Origin of the sequence: Bradyrhizobium paxllaeri (genome assembly GCF_001693515.2) — a bacterium.
In the GTDB taxonomy this organism is placed as follows: domain Bacteria; phylum Pseudomonadota; class Alphaproteobacteria; order Rhizobiales; family Xanthobacteraceae; genus Bradyrhizobium; species Bradyrhizobium paxllaeri.
Genome location: NZ_CP042968.1, coordinates 5,107,613 through 5,127,698, shown reverse-complemented (window position 1 = coordinate 5,127,698; position 20,086 = coordinate 5,107,613). Strand labels below are relative to the sequence as shown.

Sequence of the window (20,086 nt, the reverse complement as noted above, 5' to 3'; positions counted from 1 at the left end):
ATTGAACAAGCGATGCCTAAAGTTAGCACCCTGGTTCTTTATCTCGCAGATCCGGTACCATCCAGAATCTTGATCGCTATCTCTGGAGAAGGCTGATTGCGACGTTTCCTCTAACCATGGAGGCATCCGCGGCTGCTGACCTATTGCACGAACCTGGGTGTCATACGGTCTGATGCAAACGAAAAGCCATCCGTTGAACCAGCCTAGCCTTTTCGTACCGCTTCTTTGCGGAACCCTTGCGATGGTCAGCTGGAGTATCGGAAACGTCCTGTCCAAGGCCGCCCTCTGCTGTATCGAGCCGCTCTCGCTACTAACAGGGCAGTTGGCTGTGAGCGCTGCAAGCCTGACCGTACTATCCATCTGGTCAGGCGCGCCGCCTCGCTTGAGCGATTGGCGTGCTGGCCTTCCGGGCCTCCTGCAGCCGGCGCTTGCGTCTGGTTTGTCGACCTTCGGCCTGACGATGCTGCCGGCGTCTGTGGAAGCGATCCTGTTCGCAGTTGAAACGCCAATGATCATACTCCTCGCGTGGTTGATTCTTGGCGAGACCCCCAACCGGGGCGTCGGCTTGCTCTGCTTGTTGGCCTTTTCCGGAGTTAGTTTGCTGAGCTGGACCTCCGAACCCGATCCCTACGCAACGCGCGGACTGGGAGTCGGCCTCGTCCTCGGCGGTGTTCTATTTGCCTCGCTCTACAGCATCACAGTCCGGTTGATGTCGGATCGGATCGATGCGCTGCGGCTTACGACAGTAAGCCAAATCGTCGCGTTCGCAGCAGTGGCATGTGTATGGATTGGTGTTCGTCCATTGCCGATGCTCACGCCAACTATCACTGATGTTATTTTGGTGGTCGCATCAGGATTGCTGCTCATGTCAATTCCATTTCTTCTCTACGGCATTGCGCTGGAACGCATGAGCGCGACCGCGGCCGCGCTGTTGCTGCCGCTAGTCCCGATGTTTACGTCTATCCTCGCATCTGTTTTTCTTCAGGAAACCCTGACTGCAAAACAGTGGCTAGGTGCTGCCACTGTTCTCGTGTCGGCGCTTGGAATGCCCTTGGCCCTGCGTTGCAAACCGCACGATTGACCTGGATCAATTTGGCGCAGGCCACGTCGTCTCGCTAGCGGCCCAACCAAGCAAAAATGCGCGGCTTCCTCGGCCGCGGCCAGTTACAGGTGGACAGTTCCTCTTTCAGATGTCTGGGGCAGGAGATCGAACCTTCCAACCATTTCACCTTCGGGCGGCTCGCTCGATCGTCGGCGACGAAAATCATTCGGGCCGTCGGCACATAATCGCACCCGGAACATGGCTCCTCGTTTCGCGTCCAGCCGAAATGACGCGACAGAAGCAGGATCAGATCGTCTCGCCTTCGATCTGCGCATCGCACGTTAGCCGCGAGGAGTTGCGCCGGGGCCTTTGCTTGCGATCCAGCGATCGACGAGCTCGCTGAGGAGTCCGAAGGGAAGTGCACCGCTGCCGAGGACGATGTCGTGGAACTCGCGCGCGTCGAATGCCCGGCCCAGCTGAGAGCTTGCCTTGCTCCTCAACGCGAGCAGTTGCTGCATGCCCACCTTGTACGCAGTAGCCTGGCCCGGTAAGACGACATAGCGTTCCACCTCACTTATGATTTCGGACAAGGGGTTCGGCGTTACCTTGCTTAGGTAGTCGATCGCTTGTTCGCGCGTCCAGCGACTAGCGTGGATGCCGGTATCCACCACAAGCCGCGCGGCGCGCCACAGCTCCGCCGCAAGCCGCCCGAAATCGGACATCGGATCGCGATACGCACCCATGTCCTTGGCGAGCGACTCAGCATATAACGCCCACCCTTCCGCATAGGCGGTGTACGAGCCGAACTTCTGGAAGGCGGGAACTCCGGTCAGTTCTCTCGCAATCGCAATCTGCATGTGATGACCCGGCACGCCCTCGTGGTAGGCGAGAGCTTCGAGCTGGAACGTCTTCAGAATCTCCATTCTGGACAGGTTAACATAGTAGACGCCGGGCTGGCTGCCGTCAGCCGTCATTCGCTGATAGAAGGCGAGGGCCCCAGAGTTCTCACGGAAGGGCTCGACGCGCCTGACAACCAAAGGAGCCTTGGGAAGCCTGCCAAAAGAATCGCCGAGCTTGCGGTACATCGCATCCAAAATGCGGGACGTTTCGCTGAGGTAGGTGCTCCGTCCCTCCTCGGTGTCGGGATAGACAAACTTGGGGTTTGTCTTGATGTGCTTAAAAAAGGCGGCGAGGTCGCCGCCAAAGCCAAGCGAGTTCTTTATCTTTTCCATCTCTCCGTGGATCCGGCCGACCTCCTCTCGTCCGCACTCGTGGATTTGGGCGGCCGACAGCTCCGTCGTGGTTATGTGCCTGAGCGCCTGCGCGTAGAACTCAAGTCCGTTGGGGTGCTTCCAAGCGCCATCGTCGGTGCTGGACGAGGCCTCGAGTCGGCCCGCCGCCGTAATCAAATCGACGTAAGCCGGCTGGACGAACCTGATCATCGCTTGGATGGCTGCTTCAATAAGCTTGGGCTTCTTCGCGTAAGATATTGGCAGCGCCTCGAGCTTGATGCGGAAGTCCGCAAGCCACGTCGAGTCCTTTCCTGAAGCATGAAAGGGCACGCCGCTCAGAAGATTGCGACATTCCCGGATGACCTTGTCGTAAACAAACCTGGGAGCGGAAATACCGTTGCGAGAACGCAACTCGACACCATCAATGATTTGTGCGACCAACCTGCGGATGCCCTCGAGGCGAGAGATGTAGGCCTCCGCATCTTCGACAGCGTCGATTGGATGATGGTTGAGCAGAAAGGCCGGAATGGACGATTGCCAGCCACCCATTTGGTTTAGCGGGTAGTTGTAATGCCGGAATTCGTCCGCTTCTAGCGATGTCACGCAGTTGCTCTCGAACAGCCGATAGCTCAGCTTGGCCGCGGCCGGCAACGTCTGCGGATCGAAGTCCGCGCGCAGTCGATCAAGGTCCTGCCGAGTCTCGCGAACCGCTTGGTCCCGTGCTGGTTCGTCGATCTCGTCCCATAGATGCTGGCGATCTTTGCGCCGCAGCAAGGCGGCCTCTCTCATCGGGCTCCGTCGGATTTGCCGTTCGAAGGCCTGTTCGAAGAAAACACCGAGCGCCTCGGTTTGCGGTGTGGCCGTAACCGACTGAGGCATGGTAGGCTTGTTCATTCTGTTCAAGGTCCTCGATTGAAAACCGCGCGCCGAGTCCGCCCCTGAAGATCACCGCACCGCGGTTGTGAGATGCCGCGAACGAAGCAAGCGGCGTGCCGAATTGAATTGCAGGTTTTTGACGGCACCTCGTAAGTGTGTGTGGCGTCAAGTTGCTGACATTGGTTCCAAGGCTGACAATCGCCGCCGCTAGTTGCCGACAGAACGTTGCGCAGCGGGAAGCCGCCTTTTTCGAAGAGCTTTCCCATGACGTACTCAATGTGCGCCTTTGCAGGAGTCGGCGACGAGCACCGACACAAGGCATGGATGCCGTGCATCACTTTTTGAGGACGCGCGCAGAAGGTTGGTCTTGAAATCACGCCGACGTTGATTCGCGAGGTTTCGTCGTTGCGGCCTAGCGACGGGGAGGCGCCCGGGAGAGTACGCCGGACCCCCGATTCGCCCAGATTTGACGGCGGGTTATGCTTGCTCCTAAAAAAAGGGCTTTCCCCGCCCATAAACGAACTTACAGGGGCTACATGCACGCACCGGCGAGTAAGCCGGCTGTAGAAACATGGCCCTTTTAGGCGAGTACGGCCGCACGAAACGGAATTCGCGCCGGCATTCGGCCGAGCAAATCGGCCAGATCGCCGCATCTATCCGGCAATGGGCGGGACGATGCCGATCCTAGCCGCCGAGCGATTACGCTCGGCGCGGTCAAAGCCAGGATGCAGAAGATTTCATTAGCACCTGCCGCGTATTGGAGAGAACACTAGCGGCCGGAGTTCCGCAATGGATGGCGAACGAGCCGGCACGGCGGATATGCCGTCAGCAGCGCATCCGCAACGGCGGCGAGGACGCATTCGGCCAAGTCAATACGGTCGCAGGGCAAGAAACGCTCAGTTTTCTCCGTAATCACATCGCGAGCGCTTTTACCTTCGCTACCACCGTCTACAATCTGGCGCGACTGCGCGGGCGGCGATGGTCAAGACCGGGCTTCGCACAGACCCCTGACCGTTGGCGCATCATCGAAACGGATAGCTGGGCAGCGCTTCCTCCATCTTATTCTGAGAGGCGAATCTCACCTTCAAGCATAAGTCCGATGCTGAAATCGCCATAGCCTTCGGTGCGCTGGAGCGCCTTGTCGACTTCCGCTACGGTTCGCGAGAGGAGGCGGCCTGCTCGGAATTCTGATGGTAACGGGACGACGAGAATGACCCCGCACGCGGTCGCGGATCGGCTATGATCGGCATCACGGGCAGCCGGTCGGCCAGTTCTTCGTACACGATAGCGACCATCAGGCGTCCCTTGCGAACGCGGCCGAGTTCTTCAACAGTCTGGTAGGTCAGCACCACCTCATTCAAATGCTGCTTCAGTAAACGGTAAGTAACTTCGCCGCGCGGCCACCGGCTACGAAAAGACGGCCAGAAATGACCTGGCCGCCGTCACGATTTCGGTTACGGTGTTATGGCTCGATAAAGCTGCACTCGAAAGGTCAGTGGAGAGAAGAAACGAACTTTGCGCCGTCCGGCAGTTCGCACACGAATTCGCCCTGATTCACTACTTCGGTCGCCCCGACGATCAGCTTGGAGGCCCGCACCGTAAGCTTGCCTTCGCGGCTGAGGCTGTGGCGAATGTATTCCGTCACTGGCTGTCCCGAGCTATCCACGGTTTGATGCGCATTGGCAAAGCTGATGCCGTTCTGGGCGGTCACCCTGAACGCACTAATAAGCAGCCCGGCCTGCGTCGCTGGTCCGGGCTTGCCGCCATCGAGCGTGGTACAGCGGCTTAGGTCCAATATGAGCTTCACATTCTTGCCGGCCTGCAGGGCACTGAGCACCTCGACGTATTTCGGCGAGGGCTCATCGGCCTTGGCGATCGTGCTCACGCTCGCAGCCGAAAGCAACGAAAGCAGGATCGACAGGCATCTGCGATTAAACTTCATACGCTCTTCTCCTTCACAGCAACACCGCACGCCACGCATGCGGCAACTCCGATGTCGCGTCCGCAAACAGCTTGGCGGATTCCGGACATCGAGCATGTGCGCTTCGCAACAACTACACGTGTTGCAACCGCTTGCAAGTTGTTGCGAAGGCTAATCCAACCTCACAAGCTCGTACGTAAGGTTTTTCGAAGTGGCGTCACCATTTGCGACATCCTGTGCACTGTTTTGTCCAGGGGGGCAGTGTCGAAACAGGAATCGCAATAGTGCGTAAATGCAAAGGTGGCCGATATGAGCGAGAGAGTGCAGGTTAGGACTCTCATATACACGTGAGCGGAACAGCTTCGAACGAGCCTTCAAACGACGGGCGTTCTTGCTGCGCATTTTGTGTGGTCGCCCGTCAGGGGGCCGCTGCCGCCCGAAGAAATGGTCCGGAATGGACGGGAGGCGAAACTGATCCAGTGGGAGAACGAGCAAAATACTTGATAGTTCAAGGAAGTTGACCTCGGTCTATCGAAACAAGGTTGGCGGAATGTCAATGGCGCAACGGCAGCGTTGATTGCTTGCCCCCGCGCTTGGCGCGACTCCGGGGCCACCCCGCTCATGCAATGAATGACTAGCTGACCCGCGGCGCTCCCGCTGAAAACGGTGCGTGACATACGCACTCGCTCGCTAGCATGCGGCGGTGCGTCGCGAGCTCATTTGCTTAGAGGTTACGTAGATGTTCCTGCTGCGCAATCGAAATGGAAGGTCATGCGTCGTCATGATTTGTGACGCAGTATATCTAATCCGTTCGGATGCCCACGCCCCTCTGGCCACACTGCGCAACGAAGTCTCGCCTACTTCGAAATCCGGCGATCGTCCAGCCACTAGTCTAAGGAGGAAATGGCCCATAGGTAGGCGCGTCCTGCCGCAATTGAAAATCCGTGCGCCCGACGCCGGCGAATCGACGCCGATCATCGGCACTATTTCGTGTGGCATTTCATTTGCACGGGTTTGTCTGGGTTGGACGACCAAGTGCCGCGCCATCCCCAACCGGCCCCACGCACCTTATACCCGGCAGTGTGCGTTGGGCCGGTGCTGTTGCAGCATAGGAGATCGACGCTCGACCGCATTCACCGGTGTTAAGTCGGATGCAGCCGCTTGTGCGACGACCGATACAACGGCCGAGAACGCTGCGCTCAAGCGTGCCGGCAGGAAGGAATGGCAACGCGTGGTCATGACATGATCTAGCGCTGCTCGCTGACTGCCGCGCAACGTGCGCCTCGGCGCCAACACCAACGCGTTCGAGGGAGGATTTCGACTGTGTGAAGAAGGGGCGATTAACGCGCCCAGTGTACGGCGATAGAGAAATGCCGGAGCTGGCGCCTCCAACGTACAGGCGCGTGAGCTTTGCGTTCGCTCTTGGTCGTCATCGCGATGCTATTTCAAGGCCAAGCATGCATTTTTCCGCCTTGAGCTTAGGGGGCTACTACAAGATTCGGTAGATGGCAAAAGCCAAATTGAGGCCCTAGGGTCTGGCTGCCTTCCCCGCCGATCATCGTCGACGAACAGAAGTGAACGCAAGCGCAAGTGAAGCCGCTGCCCGCAGCACCTGCCGGTCACCTTCCGCCCTTGCGTCGCTTAGAGAGTGCCACCATGTCCGAACAACCTTTGCCGACGCTGCCGATGTGGCGCGTCGATCACATCGACCCCTTGCCCGATATGTTGGCGCTACGCGCCGACGGTCCGATCCACCGCGTGCGCTTCCCATCCGGGCACGAAGGCTGGTGGGTGACAGGCTACGATGAGGCCAAGGCGGTGCTGTCCGACGTGGCGTTCCGGCCCGCGGGAATGCCGCCGGCCGCATTCACCCCGGATTCGGTGATTCTCGGTTCGCCCGGGTGGCTGGTCTCGCACGAGGGGGGCGAGCATGCCCGGTTACGCACCATAGTGGCGCCGGCCTTAAGCAACCGCAGGGTGAAGCTGCTCGTGCAGCAGGTCGAGGCGATCGCCGCGCAGTTATTCGAGACACTGGCGGCCCAGCCCCAGCCCGCCGACCTGCGGCGCCACCTCTCCTTTCCGCTTCCGGCCATGGTCATCAGCGCGCTGATGGGGGTGCTCTACGAGGATCACGCCTTTTTCGCCGGGCTGTCTGACGAGGTGATGACGCATCAGCATGAAAGCGGCCCGCGCAGCGCGTCGCACCTGGCCTGGAAAGAACTGCGCGCCTACATTCGCGGCAAGATGCGGGACAAGCGCCAGGATCCGGGCGACAACCTGCTGACGGATCTGCTCGCGGCGGTCGACCAGGGCAAGGCGACCGAGGAAGAGGCGATCGGCCTAGCGGCGGGCATGCTGGTGGCGGGGCACGAGAGCACCGTCGCGCAGATTGAATTCGGCCTGCTGGCTATGTTCCGCCATCCGCAACAGCGCGAACGCCTGGTCGGCGATCCATCCCTGGTGGACAAGGCGGTGGAGGAAATCCTGCGCATGTACCCGCCTGGCGCGGGCTGGGACGGCATCATGCGCTATCCGAGAACCGACGTGACGATCGCGGGCGTGCATGTTCCCGCGGAGAGTAAGGTGCTGGTCGGCCTGCCGGCGACATCGTTCGATCCGCGCCATTTCGACGACCCGGAAATCTTCGACATCGGACGCGAAGAAAAGGAGCACCTGGCGTTCTCCTACGGGCCGCATCACTGCATCGGCTCGGCGCTGGCCAGGCTGGAACTCAAGGTGGTGTTCGGTTCGATCTTCCAGCGCTTTCCCGCGCTGCGCCTGGCCGTGGCGCCCGAAGAACTGAAGTTGCGCAAGGCGATCATTACCGGCGGGTTCGAGGAGGTCCCGGTGCTCTGGTGATGCGCGGACGCCGCCGAGGATCGCGATTCTTCTCCGCAATTTGCCGGCGCCTGGCGCGCGCCGGTCAGATCAGCCAGCCAACAGGTAACCAAGATGGACGTGCGAGAAACCACTGCAGCATGCCGCGACGCCTTCGCGGAACTGGCATCGCCAGCGTGCATCCACGACCCGTATCCGTTCATGCGGTGGTTGCGCGAGCACGATCCGGTGCATCGCGCGGCGTCGGGCCTCTTTCTGTTGAGCCGCCACGCCGACATCTACTGGGCGCTCACGGCTACGGGCGATGCGTTTCGGGGACCGGCGCCAGGCGAACTGGCGCGCTATTTCCCGCGTGCGGCGACCAGCCTGTCGCTCAAGCTGCTGGCGTCCACGCTAGCGATGAAGGAACCACCGACGCATACGCGTCTGCGCCGGCTGATCTCGCGCGATTTCACCTTGCTCCAGATCGACAATCTGCGGCCGAGCATCGCGCGCATCGTCGCAGCGCGCCTGGACGGCATGGCGCCCGCGCTAGAGCGTGGGGAGGCGGTCGACCTGCATCGGGAATTCGCGCTGGCCCTGCCCATGCTGGTCTTTGCCGAACTGTTCGGCCTGCCCCAGGACGACATGTTCGGGCTCGCCGCCGGCATCGGCGCCATTGCGGAAGGCCTGAGCCCGCACGCCAGCGATTGCCAGCTCGCCGCGGCGGACGTGGCCAGCGCCAGGGTGCAGGCCTACTTCGGCGACCTCATACAGCGCAAGCGCACCGATCCCCGCCACGATATCGTGTCGATGCTGGTCGGCGCACACGACGACGATGCCGACACGCTGTCGGATGCGGAGTTGATCAGCATGCTGTGGGGCATGCTGCTGGGCGGCTTCGCCACAACTGCTGCGACCATCGACCATGCGGTCCTGGCCATGCTGGCGTATCCCGAACAGCGGCATTGGCTGCAGGCAGACGCCGTGGGGGTAAAGGCATTCGTCGAAGAAGTCCTGCGCTGCGACGCGCCCGCCATGTTCAGCTCCATTCCGCGTATCGCCCAGCGCGACATCGAACTGGGCGGCGTGGTGATTCCGAAGAATGCGGACGTGCGCGTGCTGATCGCGGCCGGCAATCGCGACCCGGACGCCTTCGCTGATCCCGACCGCTTCGATCCCGCGCGGTTCTACGGCACCAGTCCTGGCATGTCGACCGACGGGAAGATCATGCTGAGCTTCGGCCACGGCATCCACTTCTGCCTCGGTGCGCAACTGGCCCGGGTGCAGTTGGCCGAGAGCCTGCCGCGGATCCAGGCGCGCTTCCCCGCGCTAGCGTTGGCCGAGCAGCCGACCCGGGAGCCCTCCGCGTTCCTTAGGACGTTCCGCGCGCTGCCGGTGCGGCTGCATGCGCGAGGGGGAGGCTGAGATGCGCGTCGTGGTCGACCAGGATCTGTGCAGCACCACGGGGCAGTGCGTGCTGACGCTGCCGGGCACCTTTCGCCAGCGCGAACCGGACGGCGTGGCCGAAGTGTGTGTGGCGACGGTCCCGCAGGCGCTGCACGCCGCCGTGCGGCTCGCGGCCAGCCAGTGCCCGGTCGCCGCCATTCGGGTCATCGAAAGCGACGCTGGGGATGACGAGCACGCCAGCGCCAATCTTGCGTTCTCCGCCGGAGGCCGAGCGGCATGCCGCGAAAGACGCAATCCAGGAGGACACGATGGGACGGTTTGAAGGCAAAGTGGCTGTGGTGACCGGCGCCGGCGCCGGCATCGGCAAGGCATGCGCCCTCGCCATCGCGCGGGAGGGCGGCAGAGTGGTGGTGGCCGACATTGATGGCTCGGCGGCCATCGCCTGCACCGCGCAGATCGCGGCCGAAGCGGGCCACGCGCTGGCCCTGGCCATGGACATCGCCGATGCGCAGGCGGTGGTAGCGCTGTTCGAAACGGCGGAGCGGCACTTCTGTGGGGTCGACCTGCTGGTGAACAACGCGAGCGCCATGCATCTGACCCCGCGCGACCGCGCGATCCTCGACCTGGACCTTGCGGTCTGGGATCAGACCATGGCGACCAATCTGCGCGGCACGCTGCTCTGCTGCCGGCAGGCCATCCCACGGATGATCGCCCGAGGCGGTGGCGCGATCGTCAACATGTCGTCGTGCCAGGGGCTCAGCGGTGACACCGCGCTGACATCCTACGCCGCGTCGAAGGCGGCGATGAACATGCTGTCGGCCTCGCTCGCCACCCAGTACGGTCATGCGCAGATCCGCTGCAATGCGGTTGCGCCCGGTCTCATCATGACCGAGCGTCTCCTCGCCAAACTGGACGCGTGCATGCAACGGCATCTGCGCCGACACCAGCTCCTGCCGCGCGTCGGCCGCCCCGACGACGTGGCCGCGCTGGTGGCGTTCCTGCTCTCCGACGATGCTGCGTTCATCACCGGCCAGGTCGTGTGCATCGACGGCGGCATGCTGGCGCATGTGCCGACATACGCCGACGGTGGCAACAGCCGCGCCGCGCGGCCTGCCGGCGCGACCGCCGAAGGGGACGCGGCGCCGCGCTGCTGATGGACATGCTGCTCAACCCGCTGAACCGTCGGCATCGGCTGCGGCACGACATCCCGGTCGTGCCCGGCGCTTTTCCCTTGGTCGGGCATCTTCCCGCCGTCACCTGCGACCTGCCGCGCCTGCTGCGGCGCGCGGAACGGACGCTGGGCAGCCACTTCTGGCTGGATTTCGGCCCTGCCGGACACCTGATGACCAGTCTGGATCCGGATGCTCTCGCACTGCTCCGGCACAAGGACGTGTCCTCGGCGTTGATCGAAGACATCGCGCCCGAATTGTTTGGCGGAACGTTGGTCGCCCAGGACGGCATCGCGCACCGGCAGGCGCGCGATGCGATCCAGGCGGCGCTTCTGCCCAAGGGGCTGACTCAGGCCGGCATCGGCGAGCTGTTCGCGCCCGTCATCCGGGCGCGCGTGCAGAGGTGGCGCGACCGGGGCGACGTCACCATCCTGCGCGAAACCGGCGATCTGATGCTCAAGCTCATCTTCAGCCTCATGGGAATCCCCGCGCAGGACCTGCCGGGATGGCATCGCAAGTACCGGCAACTGCTGCAGTTGATCGTCGCGCCCCCGGTCGACCTGCCCGGACTGCCCTTGCGGCGCGGCCGCGCCGCCCGCGACTGGATCGATGCGCGGTTGCGCGAGTTCGTCCGCGCCGCGCGCGAACATGCCTCGCGCACCGGGTTGATCAACGACATGGTGAGCGCCTTCGATCGCAGCGACGATGCGCTTTCCGATGACGTCCTGGTCGCCAATATCCGCTTGCTGCTGCTTGGTGGTCACGACACCACCGCCTCGACGATGGCCTGGATGGTGATCGAGCTAGCGCGGCAGCCTGGGCTGTGGGACGCCCTGGTCGAGGAGGCGCAACGCGTAGGCGCGGTGCCGACCCGGCACGCGGACCTGGCGCAGTGTCCGGTCGCCGAGGCGCTGTTCCGCGAGACGCTGCGCGTGCATCCGGCGACGCCGCTCCTAGTGCGTCGCGCACTGCGTGAATTGCGACTCGGCCAACGGCGCATTCCTACGGGCACCGATCTGTGCATCCCGCTGCTGCATTTCTCGACCTCGGCGCTGCTGCACGAGGCGCCTGATCAGTTTCGGCTGGCGCGGTGGCTGCAACGCACCGAGCCGATCCGGCCGGTGGACATGCTGCAGTTCGGTACCGGCCCACACGTCTGCATGGGCTACCACCTGGCGTGGCTGGAACTGGTGCAGTTCTGTATCGCCTTGGCGCTGACCATGCACGAGGCCGGGGTGCGGCCGCGGTTGCTGAGCGGCGTCGAAAAAGGCCGGCGCTATTACCCGACCGCACATCCGTCCATGACTATCCGCATCGGATTCTCATGAGCTGGCATCGCATGCCCCGTGTGGTGAGGCAGCGGCGCCGGCGACGCGCGGCATTGCTGCACTTGGCGCGCGCGCTCGGTGCGAGGCCGGCAACACCGCGGCGGCTCGCCGCTCGCCGTGGCCGTCTCCTGGCAGGTACAATGACATGAACAACATGCAGACCGGTTGCACACTACACGGCGAGCGAACTGGCGTTTCCGCGCTCGGTGGATTGGGCGCGCAGGCGCGCGGCGCATCCGGCTGGCTGCTGCCGGAGATCTGGATGCAGGACGGCGCAAAGCGGGTCGAACAGGCGCTGACGCGTCTTCTCTGCGGTGAAGACGACGGTGAGACCGAGCTGATGGCGGCGATGCGCTACGCCACCTTGCATGGCGGGAAGCGCACCCGTGCCTTGCTCTGTCTGGCTGCCGGGGCGCTGGCCGACACGCCGGCGCACATGCTCGACGACGTCAGCGCCGCCATCGAGATGATGCATGCCTGTACCCTGGTCCACGATGACCTGCCCGCGATGGACGACGACGTGCTTCGCCGCGGGCTTCCGACCGTGCACGTCAAGTTCGGCGAAGCCACTGCGATCCTGGTCGGCGATGCGCTGCAGGCGCACGCCTTCCTGACCCTGGCGAGCCTGGATGCGCCGGGCGACAACCGTATCGCGCTCGTGCGCGAACTGGCGCAGGCGGTATCCGCCGAGGGTGCCGCAGGCGGGCAGGCCATGGATCTGTCGCTGGTTGGAAAGCACGTCGAGCTGGACAGGATCCTGGCGATGCACCGGATGAAGACCGGAGCGCTAGTGCGCGCGTCCGTTCGCATGGGCGCGCTATGCGCCATCGCGGAGGATGCCGCGCACGCTGCGCTATACTGTGCGCTCGATCGCTACAGCGCCTGTTTCGGCCTAGCGTTACAGGTGGTCGACGACATTCTCGACGCGACAGCGGATATCGCGACGCTGGGCAAGACCCCCGGCAAGGACGCGGCGGCGCAGAAGCCGACCTGTGTGTCAATCATGGGGCTGCAGGCAGCGCGCCAGTTCGCGCCGGATCTGTTGCGCGACGCCGGGGAGGCCATCGCCCCGCTGGGGCCGCGTGCGGAAAGGTTGGCGCAGATGCTGCAGCGGGCCAACGCCTATCTGTTCAAGCACGTGCCATGCGCGTGAGCGCGCCCGTCCGCATGGAATCGCCCCTGTGCCGCTGCGATCGGCAGGCGGCAGCGGTGCATGCTGCACTCTGTCCGAGTCCGCGGCGCCGATCGCAGCGGTTGCCCAGCACGGCCGCGGCGCACGCGGCGCGCTGCGCGGAGACCCATGCAGCGAACCGGCGCAGCATCGGGGCGCGTCGCCGCGCCGGAGCAAGCGGCCATCCGGCGCTGCCCATGCGCCGGGCCGCAACTGCCTGCGGCGACGTGCGCGGGGTCTGCCCGATCCTGGCTCTCGTCAAGCGTCTGCAGAAGGAACATCCGACGTGAACGCGCTGTCCGAACAGATCCTTTCCGAATTGCGCCACCTGCTGAGCGAGATGAGCGATGGCGGCAGCGTCGGTCCGTCCGTCTACGACACGGCGCGAGCTCTGCAGTTCCACGGCAACGTCACCGGTCGGCAGGACGCATACGCGTGGCTCATCGCGCAGCAGCAGGCCGATGGCGGATGGGGAAGCGCGGACTTCCCGCTGTTTCGCCATGCGCCCACGTGGGCGGCGTTGCTGGCATTGCAGCGTGCCGATCCTCTTCCCGGCGCTGCCGACGCAGTCCAGGCTGCAACCCGATTCCTCCAGCGCCAGCCCGATCCCTACGCGCATGCGGTGCCGGAAGACGCGCCTATCGGCGCGGAGCTGATCCTGCCGCAGTTTTGCGGCGAGGCCGCATCCTTGCTGGGCGGCGTGGCGTTTCCGCGCCACCCGGCGCTGTTGCCGTTGCGGCAAGCGTGCCTGGGCAAGCTGTCGGCGGTGGCGAGCTTGCCGAGCGGCCATCCGTTGCTGCACTCCTGGGAAGCCTGGGGGACGTCGCCGACCACCGCATGTCCGGATGACGACGGCAGTATCGGCATCAGTCCGGCGGCCACCGCCGCGTGGCGTGCGCACGCGGTGACACAGGGGAGCACGCCGCAGGTCGGGCGCGCTGACGCGTATCTGCAGGCGGCATCGCGAGCGACGCGCAGCGGCATCGAAGGTGTCGTTCCCAACGTCTGGCCGATCAATGTGTTCGAGCCATGCTGGTCGCTGTACACCCTGCATCTGGCCGGGCTGTTCGCGCATCCCGCGCTCGCCGAGGCGGTGCGCGTGATCGTCGCGCAGCTCGACGCCCGCCTGGGCGTGCGCGGTCTGGGCCCGGCCTTGCACTTCGCAGCCGATGCGGACGACACCGCCGTTGCGTTGTGCGTCCTGCGCCTTGCAGGCCGCGACCCGGCGGTCGATACGTTGCGCCATTTCGAAGTCGGCGAGAAGTTCGTCACCTTCCCCGGCGAGCGCAATGCCTCGGTGTCGACCAACATTCATGCCCTGCATGCGTTGCGATTGTTGGGAAAGCCCGCCGCCGGCACCAGCGCCTACGTCGAGGCCAATCGCAACCCGAACGGTCTATGGGACAACGAGAAATGGCACGTTTCGTGGCTGTATCCCACCGCGCACGCCGTCGTTGCGCTGGCGCAAGGCAAGCCCCAGTGGCGCGCCGAGCGCGCGCTGGCGGCGCTGCTGCAGGCGCAGCGCGAGGACGGAGGCTGGGGCGCCGGTCGCGCGTCCACATTCGAGGAAACCGCCTATGCGCTGTTCGCGTTGCACGTGATGGACGGGAGGGAAGAGCCGACTGGGCGCCGGCGCATCGCGCAGGCGGTGGCGCGTGCGCTGGAGTGGATGCTCGCCCGCCATGTGGCGCATCGATTGCCGCAGATGCCGCTGTGGATCGGCAAGGAACTGTATTGCCCCACCCGGGTCGTGCGCGTGGCCGAACTCGCCGGGTTGTGGCTTGCGCTTCGTTGGGGGCGGCGCGTCCCGGCCGAAGGAGCAGGAGCGGCGCCATGATCCAGACCGGACGCGCGCTGCAGCAGGTGCTGGAGTGGGGGCGTTCCCTGACCGGGTTCGCCGACGAGCATGCCGTGGAAGCGGTCAGGGGCGGCCAGTACATCCTGCAGCGCATCCACCCGAGCCTGCGCGACACCAGCGCCCGCACCGGCCGCGATCCGCAGGACGAAACGCTGATCGTGACGTTCTATCGCGAACTGGCGCTGCTGTTCTGGCTCGACGATTGCAACGACCTTGGCCTGATCGCGCCGGAGCAGCTCGCCGCGGTGGAGCAGGCGCTGGGGCAGGGCGTGCCGTGCGCGCTCCCCGGATTCGAGGGCTGCGCTGTGCTGCGCGCTTCGCTGGCCGCGCTCGCCTACGATCGGCGCGACTATGCTCAGCTTCTCGACGATACCCGGTGCTACTGCGCGGCGCTGCGCGCCGGCCACGCGCAGGCGGCAGGGGCGGAACGCTGGTCCTACGCCGAGTACCTGTACAACGGCATCGATTCGATCGCCTACGCCAACGTGTTTTGTTGCCTGTCGTTGCTGTGGGGGCTGGACATGGCGACGTTGCGCGCGCGTCCGACGTTTCGCCAAGTCCTGCGGCTCATCTCCGCGATAGGGCGCCTGCAGAACGATCTGCATGGACGCGACAAGGACAGGTCGGCCGGCGAGGCCGACAACGCGGCGATCCTGCTGCTGCAGCGCTATCCGGCTATGCCTGCGGTGGAGTTCCTCAACGACGAGCTGGCCGGCCATACGCGCATGCTGCACCGGGTGATGGCGGAAGAACGCTTTCCCGCGCCGTGGGGACCGTTGATCGAGGCCATGGCGGCCCTCCGCACGCAGTACTACCAGACCTCGACCGGCCGCTACCGCAGCGACGCTGCGGGGGGAGGGCAGCGTACGCCGGCCTGAACGCGCGGGAGGCGGCGGCGTGCGCGCGCTGCCGTCGGTCTGATCCGACGCAACGCCGTCGCCCGATGCGACGGATGGAGCGAGCGGGAACGACACCGCCCTGAGCCGGCGCAAGGACGACCATCTGGATCTCGTGCTGGATCGGCGAACGGCGCCGGCCACGGTCGCCGCCGGCTGGGAGTACATGCGGTTCGAACACTGCGCATTGCCCAAGTTGGACCTGACGCAGATCGACTTGCGCGCCTCGGGTCCGTGGGGCGCAATGGCGAAGCGTATTGCGGCGTCTTGCGTTGGTGACCGATAAGTTGGCTAATCCACCCGGCGTGCGTACGTACGTGCCTCCAATATTCTGGAGACCGCGAGCCGCTGAGAAAGGTCAGTCGATGACCACAGGTGTGGATGCAAGTTTGCGCTTGCCAAGGTGTCCATCCTTGTGGCGCCGCATTCGGCTGCGTTGGCACACCGTCTCGCTCATAAGAACGCGTAGATGAGCCAGCAGATACCGGCCCACAGGAGCGCGTTGAGGAGGAGCGCCGCAAGCGGCCAGGGGTTCCACACTATCCGCGGCTGCGAAGTATCAGCGTGTAATGCGCGATCGGCCTTGCCGCCTTCAATCACGCGCGGTTTTGGTTTGCTCCAGTGCGTCATTCGTATCCCATGCTTGCGCTGCGTTAGTCGACTAGGCACCGGCAAATCGAAGATCACCAAGTCAAGCAAACGTCGCGATCCCGATGCAGACAGCATCACGGTCGTGAGCTGGTGAGGCTGATCGTCAGCCTCCTCGACTGCCAGATGCCAGCCAGCATGCGGTCTAGGTCTGGCCCTTCGAGCACCTAATCATAGTGTCAATGATCACGTGAGCCTCAGGCCTTTTGGAGATCGATGAACCCAGCGTTGCTTCGCGGTCGGCGCTGCTCCTCAACGGCTGCGCACGTTGCGTGATCTGGTTCTAGCATTGTCCATTCGCGCCCCAAGCTCACAGCTGCTTCGTGAGCAGCCGTCCGCTTGATGCTCAAGACTATTTCCTTGGTCGGTGGGGTTAAGTTAGCGGGCTACGGCCACATCAATGTCTGCCGGTCGTACAGTTACGACTAGCGTCAACGCCACATTGATCAAGATCAATCGAACGAGTCTCATTGTGAATTCCTAGCTCGGCGACCAGCGCGCCGCTCTTTAATTGCGGCAATCCTCATCTCAGCAATCGGCGTGCCACACGCCGAAGTACTCTCTGCGCGTCCCTTGAAGAAGGAAAACGCGCGCGCGAAGCAGAATCTGTGGAATGATTTAGCGGTAGTAGTCGGATTCTCCACATCAACGTCCGTAACCGAACACGATCGGGACGACAAGATGGAGGGCAAATGACGCCGGCCAAGGCAGCAACAATGCTTCGCATTGGGGGGCGCTGAAAGTATTTCCCTCACCAAAGTGAGCAGTTGGGACGCATCTGCAGCACGGCTGATCGTTCAAGGGGCAAGTGCGAACTCGAGATATGGGACTCGTTGGTATCGCAACCAGTCCACCGGGTAGAGCATGCTCTCGATAGTGGTTAATTACGTGCCGCTAATTCAATTCACGAAGAGCGCGCCCCCAAACTACATCCGGTGGGTCGCCGAAACTATCTTGGCCTATGGCCCAAAACAGCTCACCAAGAGAGCGGAAACGTGCACGTGAAGCTATCCGCGCAAACTTCTTAGTCGCTCGTGAAGAATCCCTAAAGACGTGATCGGAGATTCCATTTTCTGGCGAAGGCGGAATTGCAAACTTTTGCAACTCGCAGCCTCGGGAGCTCCTAATTTTATTGAGCAGATTCTCGAATCGACGCGTGATTCCGTGATGCAGGGGAAGGGCGATGCAACCGAATAAGCCAAAGACGACTGGGGAGGGCGATGTGGTTCGAGCCGGGCTGGATCAGATCATCAACCTGAAGCGCGAGTTGGTGCAGCTCGAGGCAAGATCGACTGGGACTGGATTGATGGCGAGGTCGCGCCGCTCTACTTAACGAGGCCGGGCGGACATCGCAAGCCGCTCCCTGATCGGACTGCTGCTGCTCAACCATCTACGGCCTGTCTGACCAACGGGTTGTGCGATCGCTGGGCCTTCGACCCCTGTTCCACAGGCGCCCCGAATGCCATTGAGGTACCGAGAAACTCACCGGCGGCACAGTCGAGCGCGCCTATGTGGTTAGCTCTCCTGCGCACTGCGGCGCCAACTAGCCTCGGTTCGCCTGCGGTGGGCTCACCCTTTATCAGCGAGCCTCCGCCGGTCCCGATGAAACCTCAAGCGATCAGGGGGAACGCGCCAATCTAGGGATTGGCCACGTTCCTGTTAAGCCACTCTCATCCGATATCTTTCGCATGAGGAGTGTTGTCTCCGAAGCCGAGGTCCGGAAATCGCGTGACGAGCGCGGTTTTCAAAAACAGGATATGCCTGATAGTGACTTCTAGCTCGTTCAACCGCCGTTCCCCTTCCGCTATTTCACTGCCAAGCAAATTCTGATAATGGTTGTCTTCCGGATCGCGCGTAAGATATTCGTCGGAATCATTGCCCAACGTTACTGCCGACCGCGCTAACGCTTCATCGACACTCGATTTTAGGTCAGCTTGCTCTGCCATCGCATCTTGCAGCGCGTTCTCTATCGAACGCAAAATGGACGTAGCACGGGCACGATCAGTTTCGGCATCACGACTAGTCGATCGGGCCTTGAAATAGACACCGCTGAGCGCCTTTAGCAATCGTTGAAACATCTTCTTCTCCATGCTTAGTCGAAGTGGCCGCCGAATCTTCACACCCAAATCAGAGGCCCAACCGCCCGGCGCAATAGGCCAATGCTCACAGAATATCTCACCACGTCCGATGATCACTGTGCTACATCTGCAAAGTCGGTGTCGTAACGAAGCCAGTTCCTCCTGGTCAGCAAAGTTCGGGACCAACGACACCGGCGTGAGTAAGTGTGCTCGCCAGAAGCAGACCGAAAGCTTCAACAACTTTCTGCGACAGCAAAGCTTTGGGCGTAAGTCGGCCTCCCAAGCAATCCGCCGGCAAAATCGATTTGATGCCTACGGCGATTGGGCCAAGCTTAAGGCGTCCCGACGAGCTGAGCGCCGAATTGCGCTAAGCGTCCAAGAACCAGCCGAGACGATTGATAGTCGCCAACGAAGGCTCTTGTGCCACGGGAGCCGTCCACACATGTGATCCAGCCTGAAGAGGATCGCTGCATAGGAAGCAAGACGCGGTCAGATCCGGTCGTCTCCGTCGCGACTCTAAAAGATCCCATTCGATCTACATAAAGTCATCCTCGTACGAGTACGTGGCGGGACTTGCTGCGCTCTCGATATTACTGTTCTCACCGCGCGCAGCTTTGGAGAGATATAGTGGAGGTTTGTTTTTGCGCTGCCATTCACCGGCAGTGTTCTTTATCCAAATGTCGGGGTACTGGGTGGGATCAAGTACCATATTGTTCTCGTCAACCGCGACGAATCCCATCGTCGCTGCACGGGCTTTTGACTCTTGATTGGCAGCACGCCAATTGAGCAGCGGTCGTTCGCCGTCGAGTCGAAGTTGATACTCCAACAGAATATCACCTGCGTTCTCGACAAGCGGGTGAGTAAGTTGAAGATCTACAACGGATGTGATTTCGGTTCGCTCAGGAAACAGTTCGCGCCACTTTTCGCCTTCGAACTCAGTCATGCTGAATCCGCCTTCCGTTCTTAGAAGCCCGGCACTCTGCTTTCCTAATTGATAGCTAAAATATCGCGCGTGCTCGGTATCTTTAGTGCAACCGTATTTCTCGGCGACCTGAGCGGTGCGCTTGGCTTTTTCGGATATGAAATCCGAGTACTCTTGTGGATTAGCGGCTATGTGCTTGATTTCATCGTCATAAAAGCGCTTCGCTTCTCTCCTAAATAAAGGCTTGTCGATCTTCACAACTGGAGGTCTGGGAAGGAGGGCATATAACGGCGCTTCGGCCGAAGATGAGCCATCGTTAGAATCCGGTGCGGCAAAGTACATCTGTGCGAACATGTCCGCGAGGCTTTGGCTGTCCGCATCAGTTTTCTCGGCGCTACTTGCTGACGGCCTCGTTTCGTCACCCTCGCCAAGGGGAGCGTATTGAATATTGGACGAGCCGCTGATTCGGCTATGCATGGCGTTCCGCGCTCTTATCGGATTAGTGTTTCGCACTGAGTTCAGGCTGGCCAGAACCTGCGGGCTTGATAGTCAGCCAAGCTGACGGCAGGCTGACGCAGGCGTCGGCGTCACTCGTCTGCAGGCCCGGTTACGGAAGGATCTGCTCGGTAGAAGGAGCGCTCGCGCGCATGATGGCGTACAAGAGAAAGCCAATTATTGACACAGTGCATACGATGAAGAGTTGATCAGCACTGATCTC

At 62.4% G+C, this 20,086-nt stretch carries 13 protein-coding genes and 3 pseudogenes; 11 read left to right on the top strand and 5 right to left on the bottom strand.

What is annotated here, in order from left to right:
• Nucleotides 1-241 precede the first annotated feature (241 nt).
• Nucleotides 242-1,081 carry a DMT family transporter gene (locus LMTR21_RS24480; RefSeq protein ID WP_187399177.1) on the top strand — a complete coding sequence of 280 codons (840 nt, stop codon included), beginning with the start codon at nt 242-244 and terminating at the stop codon, nt 1,079-1,081.
• A gap of 302 nt (nt 1,082-1,383) precedes the next feature.
• On the opposite strand, the gene LMTR21_RS24475 is transcribed toward LMTR21_RS24480, so the two are convergent.
• The 3 genes from LMTR21_RS24475 to LMTR21_RS24465 form a co-directional block, all read right to left on the bottom strand.
• Nucleotides 1,384-3,168 (bottom strand): DUF885 domain-containing protein, encoded by a 1,785-nt coding sequence (locus LMTR21_RS24475; RefSeq protein ID WP_065754558.1) that lies wholly within the window; start codon nt 3,166-3,168, stop codon nt 1,384-1,386.
• 1,133 nt (nt 3,169-4,301) lie between these two features.
• Entirely contained in the window at nt 4,302-4,511 is a 210-nt protein-coding gene (locus LMTR21_RS40225; RefSeq protein ID WP_065754557.1) for a hypothetical protein, read from the bottom strand.
• Nucleotides 4,512-4,642: 131 nt separating this feature from the next.
• Nucleotides 4,643-5,092: a VirK family protein gene (locus LMTR21_RS24465; protein WP_065754556.1), complete on the bottom strand. Its 450-nt coding sequence runs from the start codon at nt 5,090-5,092 to the stop codon at nt 4,643-4,645.
• A 1,635-nt stretch (nt 5,093-6,727) separates the two neighbouring features.
• On the opposite strand from LMTR21_RS24465, the gene LMTR21_RS24460 reads away from it, so the two are divergent.
• The 10 genes and pseudogenes from LMTR21_RS24460 to LMTR21_RS41020 form a co-directional block, all read left to right on the top strand.
• On the top strand, nt 6,728-7,930 hold the full coding sequence (locus LMTR21_RS24460; RefSeq protein WP_065754555.1) for a cytochrome P450: 1,203 nt from the start codon (nt 6,728-6,730) through the stop codon (nt 7,928-7,930).
• A gap of 93 nt (nt 7,931-8,023) precedes the next feature.
• Nucleotides 8,024-9,316 carry a cytochrome P450 gene (locus LMTR21_RS24455; protein WP_065754554.1) on the top strand — a complete coding sequence of 431 codons (1,293 nt, stop codon included), beginning with the start codon at nt 8,024-8,026 and terminating at the stop codon, nt 9,314-9,316.
• A 1-nt stretch (nt 9,317) separates the two neighbouring features.
• Nucleotides 9,318-9,620: pseudogene (locus LMTR21_RS24450) on the top strand (ferredoxin).
• Nucleotides 9,607-10,452, top strand: a complete 846-nt coding sequence (locus LMTR21_RS24445; protein WP_065754553.1) for an SDR family oxidoreductase — start codon at nt 9,607-9,609, stop codon at nt 10,450-10,452. The pseudogene LMTR21_RS24450 and the gene LMTR21_RS24445 overlap by 14 nt, the downstream one beginning before the upstream one ends.
• On the top strand, nt 10,452-11,795 hold the full coding sequence (locus tag LMTR21_RS24440) for a cytochrome P450 (RefSeq protein WP_065754552.1): 1,344 nt from the start codon (nt 10,452-10,454) through the stop codon (nt 11,793-11,795). Before LMTR21_RS24445 ends, LMTR21_RS24440 begins: the two co-directional genes overlap by 1 nt.
• Before the next feature lie 145 nt (nt 11,796-11,940).
• Nucleotides 11,941-12,948, top strand: a complete 1,008-nt coding sequence (locus LMTR21_RS24435; RefSeq protein ID WP_187399176.1) for a polyprenyl synthetase family protein — start codon at nt 11,941-11,943, stop codon at nt 12,946-12,948.
• Between the two features lie 304 nt (nt 12,949-13,252).
• On the top strand, nt 13,253-14,803 hold the full coding sequence (locus tag LMTR21_RS24430; RefSeq protein ID WP_065754550.1) for a hypothetical protein: 1,551 nt from the start codon (nt 13,253-13,255) through the stop codon (nt 14,801-14,803).
• Nucleotides 14,800-15,702, top strand: a complete 903-nt coding sequence (locus LMTR21_RS24425) for a terpene synthase family protein (RefSeq protein WP_065754549.1) — start codon at nt 14,800-14,802, stop codon at nt 15,700-15,702. Before LMTR21_RS24430 ends, LMTR21_RS24425 begins: the two co-directional genes overlap by 4 nt.
• Nucleotides 15,703-15,721: 19 nt before the next feature.
• Nucleotides 15,722-15,949: pseudogene (locus LMTR21_RS41620) on the top strand (type 2 isopentenyl-diphosphate Delta-isomerase); the annotation flags it as partial.
• A 1,602-nt stretch (nt 15,950-17,551) separates the two neighbouring features.
• A pseudogene (locus LMTR21_RS41020) lies at nt 17,552-17,808 on the top strand (transposase); the annotation flags it as partial.
• Nucleotides 17,809-18,038: 230 nt separating this feature from the next.
• On the opposite strand, the gene LMTR21_RS24415 reads toward LMTR21_RS41020, so the two are convergent.
• Together LMTR21_RS24415 and LMTR21_RS24410 are read right to left on the bottom strand one after the other, a co-directional pair.
• Nucleotides 18,039-18,446 carry a hypothetical protein gene (locus tag LMTR21_RS24415; RefSeq protein WP_065754582.1) on the bottom strand — a complete coding sequence of 136 codons (408 nt, stop codon included), beginning with the start codon at nt 18,444-18,446 and terminating at the stop codon, nt 18,039-18,041.
• Between the two features lie 535 nt (nt 18,447-18,981).
• Nucleotides 18,982-19,845 (bottom strand): Effector protein NopP, encoded by an 864-nt coding sequence (locus LMTR21_RS24410; protein ID WP_065754547.1) that lies wholly within the window; start codon nt 19,843-19,845, stop codon nt 18,982-18,984.
• Nucleotides 19,846-20,086: the final 241 nt, after the last annotated feature.

Coding starts and splice junctions, on each gene's coding strand:
- LMTR21_RS24475 (WP_065754558.1), bottom strand. CDS start 3,168: ATGAACAAGCCTACCATGCCTCAGTCGGTTACGGCCACACCGCAAACC.
- LMTR21_RS24435 (WP_187399176.1), top strand. CDS start 11,941: ATGAACAACATGCAGACCGGTTGCACACTACACGGCGAGCGAACTGGC.
- LMTR21_RS24410 (WP_065754547.1), bottom strand. CDS start 19,845: ATGCATAGCCGAATCAGCGGCTCGTCCAATATTCAATACGCTCCCCTT.
- LMTR21_RS24445 (WP_065754553.1), top strand. CDS start 9,607: ATGGGACGGTTTGAAGGCAAAGTGGCTGTGGTGACCGGCGCCGGCGCC.
- LMTR21_RS24480 (WP_187399177.1), top strand. CDS start 242: ATGGTCAGCTGGAGTATCGGAAACGTCCTGTCCAAGGCCGCCCTCTGC.
- LMTR21_RS24465 (WP_065754556.1), bottom strand. CDS start 5,092: ATGAAGTTTAATCGCAGATGCCTGTCGATCCTGCTTTCGTTGCTTTCG.
- LMTR21_RS24455 (WP_065754554.1), top strand. CDS start 8,024: ATGGACGTGCGAGAAACCACTGCAGCATGCCGCGACGCCTTCGCGGAA.
- LMTR21_RS24440 (WP_065754552.1), top strand. CDS start 10,452: ATGGACATGCTGCTCAACCCGCTGAACCGTCGGCATCGGCTGCGGCAC.
- LMTR21_RS24460 (WP_065754555.1), top strand. CDS start 6,728: ATGTCCGAACAACCTTTGCCGACGCTGCCGATGTGGCGCGTCGATCAC.
- LMTR21_RS24415 (WP_065754582.1), bottom strand. CDS start 18,446: ATGTTTCAACGATTGCTAAAGGCGCTCAGCGGTGTCTATTTCAAGGCC.
- LMTR21_RS24425 (WP_065754549.1), top strand. CDS start 14,800: ATGATCCAGACCGGACGCGCGCTGCAGCAGGTGCTGGAGTGGGGGCGT.